18 protein-coding genes are annotated in these 13,250 nt (G+C 34.2%); 17 read left to right on the top strand and 1 reads right to left on the bottom strand.

What is annotated here, in order from left to right:
• Window positions 1–2 precede the first annotated feature (2 nt).
• The 16 genes from KQI85_RS12480 (at window position 3) to rpsI (ending at window position 10,452) form a co-directional block, all read left to right on the top strand.
• Complete coding sequence (locus KQI85_RS12480) at window positions 3–647, top strand: adenylate kinase (RefSeq protein ID WP_216576409.1); 645 nt, start codon at window positions 3–5, stop codon at window positions 645–647.
• A 2-nt stretch (window positions 648–649) separates the two neighbouring features.
• On the top strand, window positions 650–1,408 hold the full coding sequence (map, locus tag KQI85_RS12475; RefSeq protein ID WP_216576408.1) for a type I methionyl aminopeptidase: 759 nt from the start codon (window positions 650–652) through the stop codon (window positions 1,406–1,408).
• Window positions 1,409–1,413: 5 nt separating this feature from the next.
• The gene (locus KQI85_RS12470; protein ID WP_216576407.1) at window positions 1,414–1,686 is read left to right on the top strand and encodes a KOW domain-containing RNA-binding protein; all 273 of its coding nucleotides are present in this window, start codon (window positions 1,414–1,416) and stop codon (window positions 1,684–1,686) included.
• 14 nt (window positions 1,687–1,700) lie between these two features.
• Window positions 1,701–1,919 carry a translation initiation factor IF-1 gene (gene infA / locus KQI85_RS12465; protein ID WP_099470173.1) on the top strand — a complete coding sequence of 73 codons (219 nt, stop codon included), beginning with the start codon at window positions 1,701–1,703 and terminating at the stop codon, window positions 1,917–1,919.
• Window positions 1,920–1,991: 72 nt separating this feature from the next.
• A complete protein-coding gene (gene rpmJ / locus KQI85_RS12460; protein ID WP_003022746.1) occupies window positions 1,992–2,105 on the top strand; it encodes a 50S ribosomal protein L36 in 114 nt (37 codons plus the stop codon).
• Window positions 2,106–2,331: 226 nt separating this feature from the next.
• Window positions 2,332–2,700 carry a 30S ribosomal protein S13 gene (rpsM, locus tag KQI85_RS12455; RefSeq protein WP_216576406.1) on the top strand — a complete coding sequence of 123 codons (369 nt, stop codon included), beginning with the start codon at window positions 2,332–2,334 and terminating at the stop codon, window positions 2,698–2,700.
• Window positions 2,701–2,733: 33 nt separating this feature from the next.
• Entirely contained in the window at window positions 2,734–3,126 is a 393-nt protein-coding gene (gene rpsK / locus KQI85_RS12450; protein WP_216576405.1) for a 30S ribosomal protein S11, read from the top strand.
• Between the two features lie 18 nt (window positions 3,127–3,144).
• Window positions 3,145–3,738 carry a 30S ribosomal protein S4 gene (rpsD, locus tag KQI85_RS12445; RefSeq protein WP_216576404.1) on the top strand — a complete coding sequence of 198 codons (594 nt, stop codon included), beginning with the start codon at window positions 3,145–3,147 and terminating at the stop codon, window positions 3,736–3,738.
• Window positions 3,739–3,825: 87 nt separating this feature from the next.
• Complete coding sequence (locus tag KQI85_RS12440) at window positions 3,826–4,785, top strand: DNA-directed RNA polymerase subunit alpha (protein ID WP_216576403.1); 960 nt, start codon at window positions 3,826–3,828, stop codon at window positions 4,783–4,785.
• A gap of 95 nt (window positions 4,786–4,880) precedes the next feature.
• Window positions 4,881–5,417 (top strand): bL17 family ribosomal protein, encoded by a 537-nt coding sequence (locus KQI85_RS12435; protein ID WP_216576402.1) that lies wholly within the window; start codon window positions 4,881–4,883, stop codon window positions 5,415–5,417.
• A gap of 288 nt (window positions 5,418–5,705) precedes the next feature.
• On the top strand, window positions 5,706–6,557 hold the full coding sequence (locus KQI85_RS12430; RefSeq protein WP_216576401.1) for an energy-coupling factor transporter ATPase: 852 nt from the start codon (window positions 5,706–5,708) through the stop codon (window positions 6,555–6,557).
• A complete protein-coding gene (locus KQI85_RS12425) occupies window positions 6,542–7,411 on the top strand; it encodes an energy-coupling factor transporter ATPase (protein ID WP_216576400.1) in 870 nt (289 codons plus the stop codon). The genes KQI85_RS12430 and KQI85_RS12425 overlap by 16 nt, the downstream gene beginning before the upstream one ends.
• Window positions 7,404–8,204 carry an energy-coupling factor transporter transmembrane protein EcfT gene (locus KQI85_RS12420; RefSeq protein ID WP_216576399.1) on the top strand — a complete coding sequence of 267 codons (801 nt, stop codon included), beginning with the start codon at window positions 7,404–7,406 and terminating at the stop codon, window positions 8,202–8,204. The genes KQI85_RS12425 and KQI85_RS12420 overlap by 8 nt, the downstream gene beginning before the upstream one ends.
• A 438-nt stretch (window positions 8,205–8,642) precedes the next feature.
• Entirely contained in the window at window positions 8,643–9,395 is a 753-nt protein-coding gene (gene truA / locus KQI85_RS12415) for a tRNA pseudouridine(38-40) synthase TruA (protein WP_216576398.1), read from the top strand.
• Window positions 9,396–9,602: 207 nt separating this feature from the next.
• Window positions 9,603–10,031, top strand: a complete 429-nt coding sequence (gene rplM, locus KQI85_RS12410) for a 50S ribosomal protein L13 (RefSeq protein WP_216576397.1) — start codon at window positions 9,603–9,605, stop codon at window positions 10,029–10,031.
• Window positions 10,032–10,059: 28 nt separating this feature from the next.
• Window positions 10,060–10,452, top strand: coding sequence for a 30S ribosomal protein S9 (gene rpsI / locus KQI85_RS12405; protein ID WP_216576396.1), 393 nt, complete (start codon window positions 10,060–10,062; stop codon window positions 10,450–10,452).
• Window positions 10,453–10,592: 140 nt separating this feature from the next.
• Here rpsI and KQI85_RS12400 read toward each other — a convergent pair whose 3' ends face one another.
• Window positions 10,593–11,117: a TetR/AcrR family transcriptional regulator gene (locus KQI85_RS12400; protein WP_216576395.1), complete on the bottom strand. Its 525-nt coding sequence runs from the start codon at window positions 11,115–11,117 to the stop codon at window positions 10,593–10,595.
• Window positions 11,118–11,503: 386 nt separating this feature from the next.
• On the opposite strand from KQI85_RS12400, the gene KQI85_RS12395 reads away from it, so the two are divergent.
• Entirely contained in the window at window positions 11,504–13,246 is a 1,743-nt protein-coding gene (locus KQI85_RS12395) for an ABC transporter ATP-binding protein (protein ID WP_371820635.1), read from the top strand.
• The last annotated feature ends 4 nt before the right edge of the window (window positions 13,247–13,250 follow it).

Genomic DNA, 13,250 nt, shown 5'->3' with positions numbered 1-13,250 from the left:
CAATGAAAATAGTAATGCTTGGAGCACCTGGTGCTGGAAAAGGCACACAGGCCAAAATGATAGCTGATAAATATCAGATCCCTCACATCTCTACAGGAGATATTTTTAGAGCAAATATTAGTAATGGAACAGAGCTTGGTAAAAAAGCAAAGACATATATGGATCAGGGATTACTTGTTCCTGATGAATTAGTAGTAGATCTTGTTGTTGACAGAGTACAGCAGGATGACTGCAAAAAAGGATATATTCTTGATGGATTTCCAAGAACAATTCCACAGGCTGAAGCTCTTACAGAAGCACTTAAGAAATTAGGTGAAAAAGTAGACTTTGCAATAAATGTTGAAGTTCCAGATGAAAATATTGTAAAACGTATGTCTGGAAGAAGAGCCTGCGTAAGCTGCGGTTCAACATATCATATTGTATACAATCCAACAAAAGTTGAAGGTGTATGCGACAAATGTGGTAACGAACTCATTTTAAGAGAAGATGACAAACCAGAGACAGTAAAGAAACGTCTTGATGTTTATCATGAACAGACACAGCCTCTTATTGAATATTATACAAATGAAGGTGTTCTTGTAGAAGTAGATGGTACTAAAGATATGAAAGATGTATTTAGTGCGATTGTTGATATTTTAGGAGCGTAATTATGTCTGTGACAATAAAATCCCTAAGAGAGATTGAACTCATGAGAGAAGCCGGAAAACTTCTTGGAAAAGCGCATGATGAGCTTGGAAAGGCAATAAGACCAGGAATGTCAACTAAAGAAGTTGATAGAATTGGTGAAGAGATAATAAGAAGTTATGGTTGCATACCATCATTTCTTAATTATAATGGTTTCCCTGCATCTATATGTGTTTCTGTAAATGAAGAAGTTGTACATGGGATTCCTTCAAAACACAGAATTCTTCAGGATGGAGATATTGTAAGCCTTGATGCAGGACTTATTTATAAAGGATATCATTCTGACGCTGCAAGAACTGTTGCTGTGGGAGAGATCAGTGATGATGCAAAAAAATTGATAGAAGTAACAAAGCAATGCTTTTTTGAAGGCATAAAATTTGCAAAAGAGGGTAATCACCTAAACGATATATCAACAGCAATTGGTGAATATGCCCGAAGCTTCGGATATGGTGTTGTAGAAGAACTGGTAGGACATGGAATTGGAACAGAACTCCATGAAGACCCACAGATTCCTAATTTTCCAATGAAAAGAAAAGGAATAAAACTACAGGCAGGAATGACATTAGCGATAGAGCCAATGATAAACATGGGAACATGTAAAGTAGAATGGTTAGACGATGGATGGACCGTTGTATCCAAAGATCGTTCATTATCTGCTCATTATGAGAATACAATTCTTATAACCAAAGATGGATGTGAGATTTTATCCCTAACAGAGGAGTGATATTAATGAACCGATATGAAGTAGGAAAAATGGTAAAGTCCATGGCAGGACATGATGACTCGAAAGTTTATGTTATAATAAAATCAGATGATGAATATGTATATCTTTCAGATGGCGATTTGAAGACAATTGATAATCCCAAGAAAAAAAAGAAAAGACATGTTCAGATAATAAACCAGATTGATGATGAGCTTTTAAAGATTATTGCTGAGAATAAGAACTTCAATAATGAAGCAATAAAACATGCAATAAAAAAATATAAGCAGAAAATGAGTTAAGTAGGAGGAATAAAATGTCAAAGTCAGATGTAATTGAAATTGAAGGAACTGTAATTGAAAAATTACCAAATGCCATGTTTCAGGTTGAACTTGAGAATGGACATAAAGTGTTAGCTCATATAAGTGGAAAACTTCGTATGAACTTTATCAGAATTTTACCTGGTGACAAAGTTACAATAGAGCTTTCACCATATGATTTATCAAAAGGTAGAATTATTTGGAGAGATAAATAAGATTTTACTTGCTTTTTATATACATTATATGATATAATTCTAAGCGAGCTTTTTTTGAAAGGAGGATTTACTGTGAAGGTTAGATCATCAGTTAAACCAATTTGTGAAAAATGTAAAGTAATTAAGAGAAAAGGAAGCATCAGAATAATCTGTGAAAATCCTAAACACAAACAGAGACAGGGTTAATTTGTCTTTTGTTTGGGCTTATTTCTAATGATAAGCATTAGTTTGCGGCTGCAGTAATGAACCACCAGGATAGGTTGTTCGTTACTTTAAAAAATAAAAATGATACAAATACTAACAGTAAGATGTGTAAATAACGCACTACATTTCCGCACTAGTGGGTTGCTCTATTAGTGTGCTGCGAAGTTTACTGCTTACAAGAATCAATTTATGGAGGTGTAATACACACATGGCTCGTATTTCAGGTGTTGACTTACCAAGAGAAAAACGTGTAGAAATTGGACTTACTTATATCTACGGAATTGGTAGAGTAAGTTCTAATCGTATACTAGCAGAAGCTAATGTTAATCCTGACACTCGTGTTAGAGACTTAACAGATGAAGAAGTAGCTAGAATTCGTGACGTAATCGATGCAAAACATACAGTTGAAGGTGATTTAAGAAGAGAAATCGCTTTAAATATTAAGAGATTACAGGAAATCGGATGTTATAGAGGAATCCGTCATAGAAAAGGTCTTCCAGTTAGAGGACAGAAAACAAAGACTAATGCGAGAACTCGTAAAGGTCCTAAGAAAACAGTAGCAAATAAAAAGAAATAATTCAGTTTAACCCATAAGGGAGGTTAGTTTAAAATGGCTAAAGTTACAAAAAAAGTGACAAAAAAGCGTGTAAAGAAAAACGTTGAACGTGGACAGGCACATATCCAGGCATCATTTAACAATACAATCGTTACATTAACTGACATGGAAGGTAACGCTTTATCATGGGCAAGTGCTGGTGGTCTTGGTTTTAGAGGTTCAAAGAAATCTACTCCTTATGCAGCACAGATGGCAGCAGAAACTGCTACTAAAGCAGCTTTGGTACACGGTCTTAAAGTAGTTGACGTAATGGTTAAGGGTCCAGGTTCAGGTAGAGAAGCAGCAATTCGTGCTCTTCAGGCTTGCGGTCTTGAAGTAGCAAGTATCAAAGACGTTACTCCTGTACCACATAATGGATGTCGTCCACCAAAACGTAGAAGAGTTTAATTAGGAGGTGTAACAAAGATGGCAGTTAATAGAGTTCCTGTTCTTAAAAGATGTAGATCACTTGGATTAGATCCAATTTACTTAGGAATAGATAAAAAATCAAACAGAGAATTAAAAAGAGCTAATAAGAAAACAAGCGAGTATGGACTTCAGTTAAGAGAAAAACAGAAAGCTAAATTCATATATGGCGTATTAGAAAAACCTTTCAGAAATTACTATAAGAAAGCTGAAAAGATGAATGGCCAGACAGGTGAAAACCTTATGGTATTACTTGAAAGCAGACTTGATAATGTAATCTTCAGATTAGGTTTAGCAAGAACAAGAAAAGAAGCAAGACAGATTGTTGATCATAAACATGTATTAGTAAATGGTAAATGTGTTAACATTCCATCATACTTAATCAAAGCTGGTGACACTATCGAAATCAGAGAAAAATCAAAAGCTTCACAGAGATATAAAGATATCTTAGATGCAACAGCTGGAAGATTAGTACCTGAGTGGTTAGATGCTGACCAGGAAAACCTTAAAGGTTCAGTAAAAGAATTACCATTAAGAGAAGCAATTGATGTACCTGTAAATGAAATGCTTATTGTAGAGTTATATTCTAAATAATCTTTAGGATTGTAACTCTATATGGAATATAGGGTGGATATAACTTCCCTCAATATAAGAATAACCCATTAAAGGAGGGGCTTTAGAGTGTTCGATTTTGAAAAACCAAAAATTGAGATAGCAGAAATCTCAGATGACAAGAAATATGGAAGATTTGTAGTTGAGCCACTCGAAAGAGGTTACGGTACAACTCTTGGTAACTCATTAAGAAGAATTATGCTTTCTTCTTTGCCAGGTGCCGCTGTAAGTCATGTTAAAATTGACGGTGTTCTTCATGAATTCAGTTCAATTCCAGGAGTTAAGGAAGATGTAACAGAGATCATAATGAACATAAAGAACTTAGCAATAAAAAACAATAGTGATACAAACGAAGCTAAAGTAGCTTATATTGAGTTTGAAGGCGAAGGCGTTGTTACAGCAGCAGATATTCAGGTTGATCAGGATATTGAAATTCTTAACAAGGATTTAGTAATTGCAACTCTTAACGGAGGAGCTGATAGTAAGCTTTATATGGAACTTACAATCACTAAAGGAAGAGGATATGTAAGTTCAGATAAGAATAAGAGTGATGATTTGCCAATCGGTGTAATCTCAATCGATTCAATCTATACACCAGTAGAACGAGTAAACTTATCAGTACAGAATACTCGTGTTGGACAGGTTACAGATTATGATAAGCTTACATTAGATGTATATACTAACGGAACGCTTGCACCGGACGAAGCAGTTAGTTTAGCTGCAAAAGTATTAAGCGAGCACTTAAATCTGTTCATTGATCTTTCAGAAAATGCCAAGACAGCAGAGATCATGGTAGAAAAAGAAGACAATGAAAAAGAAAAAGTATTAGAAATGAATATTGATGAACTCGAATTATCAGTTCGTTCATACAACTGTTTAAAGAGAGCCGGAATTAACACTGTTGAAGAGTTAACCAACAGAACTTCCGAAGATATGATGAAAGTTCGTAACTTAGGTCGTAAGTCACTAGAAGAAGTACTTGCAAAACTTAAAGAACTTGGATTACAACTTAATCCAAGTGACGAATAATCCTCAGAGAACTAATTAATTTATGGATAAATAGCATATAGTCAGTAAGACCGAAGAAGCATGGCTATATGTTCCACAAATGGAGGTAAAATATAATGGCAGGATATAGAAAACTCGGTAGAACATCTAACCAGAGAAAAGCTTTACTTAGAAACCAGGTAACAAACCTTTTATACAATGGAAAGATTGTTACAACAGAAGCTAAAGCTAAAGAAATCCGTAAAATTGCTGAGCATTTAATTGCATTAGCAGTTAAAGAAAAAGATAATTTTGAAACTGTTAAAGTAACAGCTAAAGTTGCTCAGAAAGATAAAGATGGAAAGAGAATCAAAGAAGTAAAAGACGGTAAAAAAGTTACTGTTTATACAGAAGTTGAAAAGGAAATCAAAAAAGATATGCCTTCACGTCTTCACGCTAGAAGACAGATGCTTCAGGTTCTTTATCCTGTAACAGAAGTTCCAGCAGAAAACGCTGGTAAGAAGAAAAATACTAAAGAAGTTGATTTAGTAGAAAAATTATTTACAGAAATCGCTCCAAAGTATGTTGATCGTAAAGGTGGTTATACAAGAATCGTTAAGATCGGACCACGTAAAGGTGATGCAGCTATGGAAGTTCTTATTGAATTAGTATAGTATCAGATAAGGCTGTTTCTATCTTAGATAAAGGTAGAAGCAGCCTTTTTTTGGTTCTTTGTTAAGAGTAGGGGCAAAATCCTATATTTTTTGACTATAAGTTTTTGTCACTTTTATCTACTTGTAATAACAAAGAATAAGATAAGTTTTTCCGCTTGTAAGCCTAACAAGCAGGCTAAAGCATTCTTTTTCTTGCAAAAATCCTGTACATAATTTACAATAGTAAAAAATAGAAACTACGATAACAGACCAATATAAAGCAAGATAATTGTTTATTGGAGGAAAACAATGGGAATTGTAAAAACAGCGAAACTAGTATATGAATACTTAAAACACGATGAAGAAGGCAATGTTGAAGCTGTAAATAGAGCAATAGATGGAGTTGACATAGATATAGAAGAAGGTCAGTTCATAGCAGTACTCGGACATAATGGTTCAGGCAAATCAACATTTGCAAAACATATTAATGCATTAATAGTTCCAACAGAAGGAACAATGTGGGTTGATGGATTAAAGACAGATGAGGAACAGAATACAATAAAAGTCAGACAAACGGCAGGTATGGTATTTCAAAATCCTGATAATCAGATAATAGGAACAATAGTAGAAGAAGATGTTGGATTTGGCCCGGAAAATCTAGGTGTACCAACACAAGAGATATGGGAACGAGTTAATAAAAGTCTTGAAAGTGTCCATATGACAGAATATCGACATCATTCGCCTAATAAACTATCAGGTGGACAGAAACAGAGAGTGGCGATTGCAGGCGTAATTGCAATGCATCCAAAATGCATAGTATTAGATGAACCTACAGCAATGCTAGATCCAAATGGTAGAAAAGAAGTAATAAAAGCAGTACATGAGCTTAATAAAAAAGAGAAAATTACTGTGATACTGATTACACATTATATGGATGAGGTAATAGACGCAGACAAAGTATACGTTATGGATGAAGGAAAAGTAGTAATGGAAGGAACACCAAGAGAGATATTTTCACAGGTTGATAAGATGAAAGATTTAAGATTAGATGTTCCACAGGCTACAGAGATAGCGTATGAATTAAGAAAATCCGGTATAAACATAAGAGCGGATATATTATCAATAGATGAGTTGGTGAATGAAGTATGTCAATTAAAGTAGAAAATGTAAATTATATATATGGAATAGGCTCTGGATTTGAAAAACAGGCACTTAAAGATGTAAATTTGACAATAAATGATGGAGAATTCATAGGTCTGATAGGACATACAGGTTCAGGCAAATCAACCCTCACACAACATCTGAATGGACTTGTAAAAGCAACATCAGGAGCTATATATTACAATGGACAAAACATATATGATGAAAAATATAATATGCGTGAGTTAAGAAGTAAAGTAGGATTAGTATTCCAGTATCCAGAACATCAGTTATTTGAAGAAACAGTATTTAAAGACGTATGTTTTGGCCCATCTAACCTTGGACTTAGCAAAGATGAGATAGAAGAAAGAGCCTACCAGGCATTAAAAAATGTAGGACTTGATAAGACATTCTATGAACAATCACCTTTTGAACTCTCAGGAGGACAGAAAAGAAGAGTAGCTATAGCAGGAGTACTTGCGATGAAACCGGATGTACTTATACTTGACGAACCAACTGCAGGGCTTGATCCTAGAGGTAGAGATGAGATACTTGACCAAATAGCACTTCTTCACAAAACAGAACATATAACAATTATTCTTGTATCGCATAGTATGGAAGACGTTGCAAAATATGTAGGAAGAATAATAGTTATGAACAGAGGAGAAGTGCTCTTTGACGATATACCAAAAAAAGTGTTTAAAAATTATAAAAAACTTGAAGAAGTTGGTTTAGCAGCTCCACAGTCAACATATATAATGAATGCATTAAAAGAGCGAGGGCTTGATGTAGACACAGATGCCATGACAGTTGAAGAAGCAGCAACAAGCATAATAAAAGCATTAAAAGAAAATGGAGGAGCTGGAGATGATTAGAGATATAACACTAGGACAATACTATCCAGCCAATTCAGTTCTGCATAGACTAGATCCAAGAGTAAAGCTGGTAGGAACACTAATTTTTTTAATAACACTATTTCTTGGAAATAACATAATAATGTATGCAATAGCAACATTATTTTTAGCAATAGTAATTAAGATATCAAAAGTACCATTCAAATTCATGGTAAAAGGTCTAAAAGCAATAGTATTACTATTGATGATAAGCGTAGTATTTAACCTTTTTTTAACACCAGGTGACATATTGGTTAAAATAGGAATATTAAAAATAACAAAGCAGGGACTTAAAATAGCAATATTTATGGCTGTAAGACTTGCATACTTAATTGTCGGTTCATCTATAATGACACTTACAACAACACCGAATGACCTTACAGACGGTATGGAAAAAGGACTTTCACCATTAAAATATATAAAAGTTCCAGTGCATGAGATATCAATGATGATGTCAATAGCATTAAGATTTATACCAATACTTATAGAAGAGACAGACAAGATAATGAAAGCCCAGATAGCAAGAGGAGCTGACTTTGAGACAGGTGGGATGGTAAAAAAAATAAAAGCAATGGTACCACTGCTCGTGCCACTTTTCATATCAGCATTTAGAAGAGCTAACGATCTGGCAATGGCAATGGAAGCAAGATGCTATACAGGCGGAGAAGGCAGAACCAAGATGAAACCGCTAAAATACGAAAAAAGAGACCATATAGCATATCTTATACTCTTATTATATACAGGAACTATGATAGGACTAAAGATAGTATTGTAAAATAATAAAAGATATTGAAATAATGTAGAAAATAAGCAGATGTAAGCATAAGTATATTTGTATTTTCTACATTTTTTAATAAAAAGTAACTACTAAGATTAAAATTGATATTGCAACAATAAATATAAAAAAATATTATAAAGCAAGTAATTATCATATTATAAATTCGTGGCATCCCACAGACTTGTTACGGGAGTAGTCAGAAATCAGTGAAAAATGTAACTTGCTGTGAAGAATATTAAAAGTTGCAATAAGTATAAAAAATAAGTATGATAATTATCAATTTTAGTACTTGCTACTGCATTAACAATGGAGATAAGTATAAATAAGCTGTTTATAAGCTAGAGCGTAAAACCCTCTACCTTTGGGTGATGGGTAGTTCACTAATAAATAAATAGCAACAAATATAGAAAAGCATAGAGAAGAGAGGAAAAATTAATGAAACGAGTTATGCTTCGTGTTGCGTATGACGGTACGAACTACTGTGGATGGCAGATTCAGAATAATGGGATAACAATAGAAGAAGTATTAAATAGAGAGCTCACAAGACTTCTTGGTGAAGAGATAAAAGTAACAGGAGCAAGCCGAACAGACTCAGGTGTACATGCACTTGGCAACGTTGCAGTCTTTAGCACAGATACAAGAATACCAGCAGATAAGATATCATTCGCACTTAATCAGAGACTTCCGGATGATATAGTAATACAGGAATCAAAAGAAGTTGAATCAGACTTTCATCCAAGATATGCAAGATGCGAGAAGACGTATGAATATAGAATATTAAATAGAAGATTTCCATTACCATCAGAACGATTTAATTCTCATTTTTTCCATTACAAATTAGACATAGACAAGATGAGACAGGCAGCAAAATATATAATAGGCGAACATGATTTTAAGTGCTTCTGTGCAGCAGGAGCGCAGGTTAAGACAACCGTAAGGACGATATATGCACTTGACATATCAGAGAATAATGGAATGGTAACTATACGAATAAGAGGAAACGGGTTCCTATATAATATGGTAAGAATCATAGCCGGAACACTTATAAAAGTAGGAAATGGCGACATTGAACCTGAATATATAAAGGAGATAATAGCATCAAAAAAACGTGAGAATGCAGGTCCAACAGCACCGGCTAATGGTCTTACGCTTGTAAAAATCAGATATATTGATATGGAGACTGATTGATAAAAGCCAGACAGTTATAAACAAAATATAAATTACATATAAAAAGCAAAAACCACAGAGAAAAAATGGGAAAAACATATTGACACAAATACACTGATTTAGTATAATAAATAAATGTGACGTAAGGAAAATAATGTCTAATCCAATGCCCCGGTAATGACATTTTGCATCATATAGTTATAGTAAATATTCATAGGAGGTAAACTAATGAAAACTTTCATGGCTAGTCCAGCAACAATTGATAGAAAATGGTATGTAGTTGACGCTACAGGATGTACATTAGGTCGTTTAGCATCTGAGGTTGCATCAGTTTTAAGAGGAAAAAATAAACCAACATATACACCACACATTGATACAGGTGATTATGTAATCGTTATAAATGCAGATAAAATTAAAGTAACAGGTAAAAAATTAGATCAGAAGATCTACTACAATCACTCAGATTTCCCAGGTGGAATGAGAGAGACAACACTTAGAGAAAAATTAGCTAAGTCACCTGAAAGCGTTATTGAACTTGCTGTTAAAGGCATGCTTCCAAAGGGACCACTTGGAAGATCAATGATTGACAAACTTCATGTATACGCAGGACCTGATCACAAACATGCTGCTCAGAAACCTGAAGTATTAACATTTTAATTAGAGAGTCTGGAAGGAGGAAATTAAATTGGCTAAATCAAAATTTTACGGAACTGGTAGAAGAAAAAGTTCTATCGCAAGAGTATATTTAGTACCTGGTAAAGGTGATATTACAATAAATAAGAGAAGTATTGATGAATACTTCGGTCTTGAGACATTAAAATTAATCGTTCGTCAGCCACTTGTTGCTACAGAGACAACAGAGAAATATGACGTAATCGTTAACGTACATGGTGGTGGTACAACAGGACAGGCTGGTGCTATCAGACATGGTCTTTCAAGAGCTTTATTACAGGTTGACGCAGAATATCGTCCAATCCTTAAAAAAGCAGGTTTCTTAACAAGAGATCCAAGAATGAAAGAAAGAAAGAAATACGGACTCAAAGCCGCTCGTCGTGCTCCACAGTTCTCAAAGAGATAATTCAAACCGAATATCACAAAAATATTACCCCTTGGAAATCCAATATTTCCAAGGGGTTTCTTATGTCCTATTGTCCCTAAAATGCCAACATGCTCCAATGCAGACGATAGTTCTTCAAGGTTTCTTATGCCCTATCGTCCCTAAAATGCCCTAATAACCCTCATAGTATAGTCAACCATCTCATTAACACTTTCAGGAGTATTATTTTCAAGCCATTTATTGCCGATGCCATGAATTAAAGACATCTTGGCAGCGATACTATACTTCTCATCGATACTGTCAGGAGAATGAACACTGCACTCAAGGCTGCTAAGCTTCTCGTGAAGACGATAGAAGATAATATTATGTCTTCTTGATATTGCAGAAGGAAAAGGCTTGTAACGTTCCTTAAGCTCAGTAAAATATCTATTAAGATAATTACGCAGTTTAACATCATCATTATAATCAAACATAGGAACAAGATCAGTGAAGAACTCATTAACCATATTATCAGTAATACTCTCCACAATATCATTAATCGAAGAAAAATGACGATAATAAGATGTTCTTGAAACCATTGCCTTTTTAACAATGTCAGTAACACTGATATCAATATAAGCCTTCTCATCGAGAAGATCCATAAAAGCCTGTTCAATTAAGCGTTTAACAGAATAATTCTCAGACATGTTACAAAAAACCTCCATTTATGTACTATTTACAAAAAAGCATTGATTTTGAAAAAAAGAACGTATATACTAGTTCCTACACAATAAAATTCTATCAATATGTAATACAGTTGTCAACTGACATATCACAAAGTTTATAGCATAAATCAGCATTACAGTTAAGTAAAAATCAACACCTAGTCAGTATTTTTATTAACACAAAATTTATAGCGGATATATAGCTAAGCAATCAACTTGCTGATAATAAAAATTAATATCACAACTATATTACTTAGAAGTAATCAGATATATGCAAAAAATAAATTTGCAATAATCAATTACAAAAATACGGTAGCCGCAAAACTATATAGCTACCTAATTAATATTAAAAAGGAGGAATAAAAGTGATAAAAAAACTACTACAATATGTAGGCGAATACAAAAAAGACTCAATATTAACACCAATATACATAATCGGTGAAGCATTTATGGAGATCTTGATACCATTTGTAACAGCATCAATAATTGACAAAGGAATAGAAGCCGGAGACATGTCAAAAGTATATCAATATGGTGCGATAATGCTCATACTTGCATTCTTAAGTCTGTTCTTCGGAATACAAGCAGGTAAGACAGCAGCTCGTGCATCAGCAGGATTTGCATCCAACTTAAGAGAAGGAATGTACGAGAACATACAGACATTTTCATTTTCCAATATAGATAAATTCAGTACAGCAGGACTAGTAACACGAATGACAACAGACGTAACCAATGTACAGAATGCATATCAGATGATAATTAGAATAACAGTAAGAGCACCACTTATGTTAATCTGTAGTATGATAATGTGTTTTGTAATCAATGTAAAGTTAAGCCTGATATTCCTTTGTGTGCTCATACTATTAGGATTCGCATTAGGATTCATAATAAAATGCGCAATGCCAGTATTCAATGAAGTATTTAGCAAATATGATGACCTTAACGCAAGTGTACAGGAAAATGTAACAGGAATAAGAGTAGTAAAAGCATTCGTAAGAGAAGATTTTGAAAATAAAAAATTCGGAAAAGCATCAGAAGTACTATATAAGATGTTTGTAAAAGCAGAATCATACTTAGCATTTAATAACCCTGTAATGATGGTAGCAATATACGGATGTATGCTTTCATTATCATGGTTAAGTGCCCACTACATAGTAGGTGGAACAATGACAACAGGTAATCTTACATCACTTTTTAGTTATGTAATGGGAATGATGATGTCACTTATGATGATATCAATGATATTCGTAATGCTATCAATGAGTACAGCAAGTGCAAAACGAATAGCAGAAGTACTCAATGAAAAAGCAGACATAACTAACCCTGAGAAACCAGTAATGGAAGTAAAAAATGGAGACATCGACTTCAACAACGTAAACTTTGCATATAAACATGGAAGTGGTGAAGAGACACTTGAGAATATAGACCTTCATATTCATTCAGGTGAGACAATAGGAATAATAGGAGGAACAGGTTCAGGTAAATCAAGCTTTGTAAACCTGATATCAAGACTATATGATGTATCAGCAGGTTCAGTATGTGTAGGTAATGTAGACGTAAGAAAATACGATATCGAAGTACTAAGAGATGAAGTAGCAGTAGTACTTCAGAAAAATGTACTTTTCTCAGGAACGATATTAGATAACCTTCGCTGGGGCAAAGCCGATGCAACAGAAGAAGAATGTAAGGAAGTATGTCATCAGGCATGTGCAGATGAATTCATAGACAGATTCCCTGATGGATATAATACATACATAGAACAAGGCGGTAACAACGTATCAGGAGGACAAAAGCAGAGACTTTGTATAGCAAGAGCACTCCTTAAAAAACCAAAAGTACTTATACTTGATGACTCAACAAGTGCAGTAGATACAGCAACAGATGCGAGAATAAGAGAAGCATTTGCAACCAAGATACCGGGAACAACCAAGATAATAATCTCACAGAGAATATCAAGTATACAAGGAGCAGACAGAATACTTGTATTAGATGACGGTAAAATAAGCGGTTTTGCATCCCATGAGGAACTTTTACAGACTAACATCATATATAAAGACATATATAATGTTCAGATGCAGGCAGGCGGAGATTTTGACGAGAAGATGAACTAAGAAG

Source organism: Falcatimonas sp. MSJ-15, assembly GCF_018918265.1.
Lineage (GTDB): Bacteria > Bacillota > Clostridia > Lachnospirales > Lachnospiraceae > Falcatimonas.
The sequence above is the reverse complement of the archived record's forward strand: the minus strand, read 5'-3'. Positions and strand labels throughout refer to the sequence as shown.

What these genes read in the sequence shown, in the direction of transcription:
- KQI85_RS12480 (WP_216576409.1), top strand. Translation starts at nt 3, where the DNA reads ATGAAAATAGTAATGCTTGGAGCACCTGGTGCTGGAAAAGGCACACAG.
- map (WP_216576408.1), top strand. Translation starts at nt 650, where the DNA reads ATGTCTGTGACAATAAAATCCCTAAGAGAGATTGAACTCATGAGAGAA.
- KQI85_RS12470 (WP_216576407.1), top strand. Translation starts at nt 1,414, where the DNA reads ATGAACCGATATGAAGTAGGAAAAATGGTAAAGTCCATGGCAGGACAT.
- infA (WP_099470173.1), top strand. Translation starts at nt 1,701, where the DNA reads ATGTCAAAGTCAGATGTAATTGAAATTGAAGGAACTGTAATTGAAAAA.
- rpsM (WP_216576406.1), top strand. Translation starts at nt 2,332, where the DNA reads ATGGCTCGTATTTCAGGTGTTGACTTACCAAGAGAAAAACGTGTAGAA.
- rpsK (WP_216576405.1), top strand. Translation starts at nt 2,734, where the DNA reads ATGGCTAAAGTTACAAAAAAAGTGACAAAAAAGCGTGTAAAGAAAAAC.
- rpsD (WP_216576404.1), top strand. Translation starts at nt 3,145, where the DNA reads ATGGCAGTTAATAGAGTTCCTGTTCTTAAAAGATGTAGATCACTTGGA.
- KQI85_RS12435 (WP_216576402.1), top strand. Translation starts at nt 4,881, where the DNA reads ATGGCAGGATATAGAAAACTCGGTAGAACATCTAACCAGAGAAAAGCT.
- KQI85_RS12430 (WP_216576401.1), top strand. Translation starts at nt 5,706, where the DNA reads ATGGGAATTGTAAAAACAGCGAAACTAGTATATGAATACTTAAAACAC.
- KQI85_RS12425 (WP_216576400.1), top strand. Translation starts at nt 6,542, where the DNA reads ATGTCAATTAAAGTAGAAAATGTAAATTATATATATGGAATAGGCTCT.
- KQI85_RS12420 (WP_216576399.1), top strand. Translation starts at nt 7,404, where the DNA reads ATGATTAGAGATATAACACTAGGACAATACTATCCAGCCAATTCAGTT.
- truA (WP_216576398.1), top strand. Translation starts at nt 8,643, where the DNA reads ATGAAACGAGTTATGCTTCGTGTTGCGTATGACGGTACGAACTACTGT.
- rplM (WP_216576397.1), top strand. Translation starts at nt 9,603, where the DNA reads ATGAAAACTTTCATGGCTAGTCCAGCAACAATTGATAGAAAATGGTAT.
- KQI85_RS12400 (WP_216576395.1), bottom strand. Translation starts at nt 11,117, where the DNA reads ATGTCTGAGAATTATTCTGTTAAACGCTTAATTGAACAGGCTTTTATG.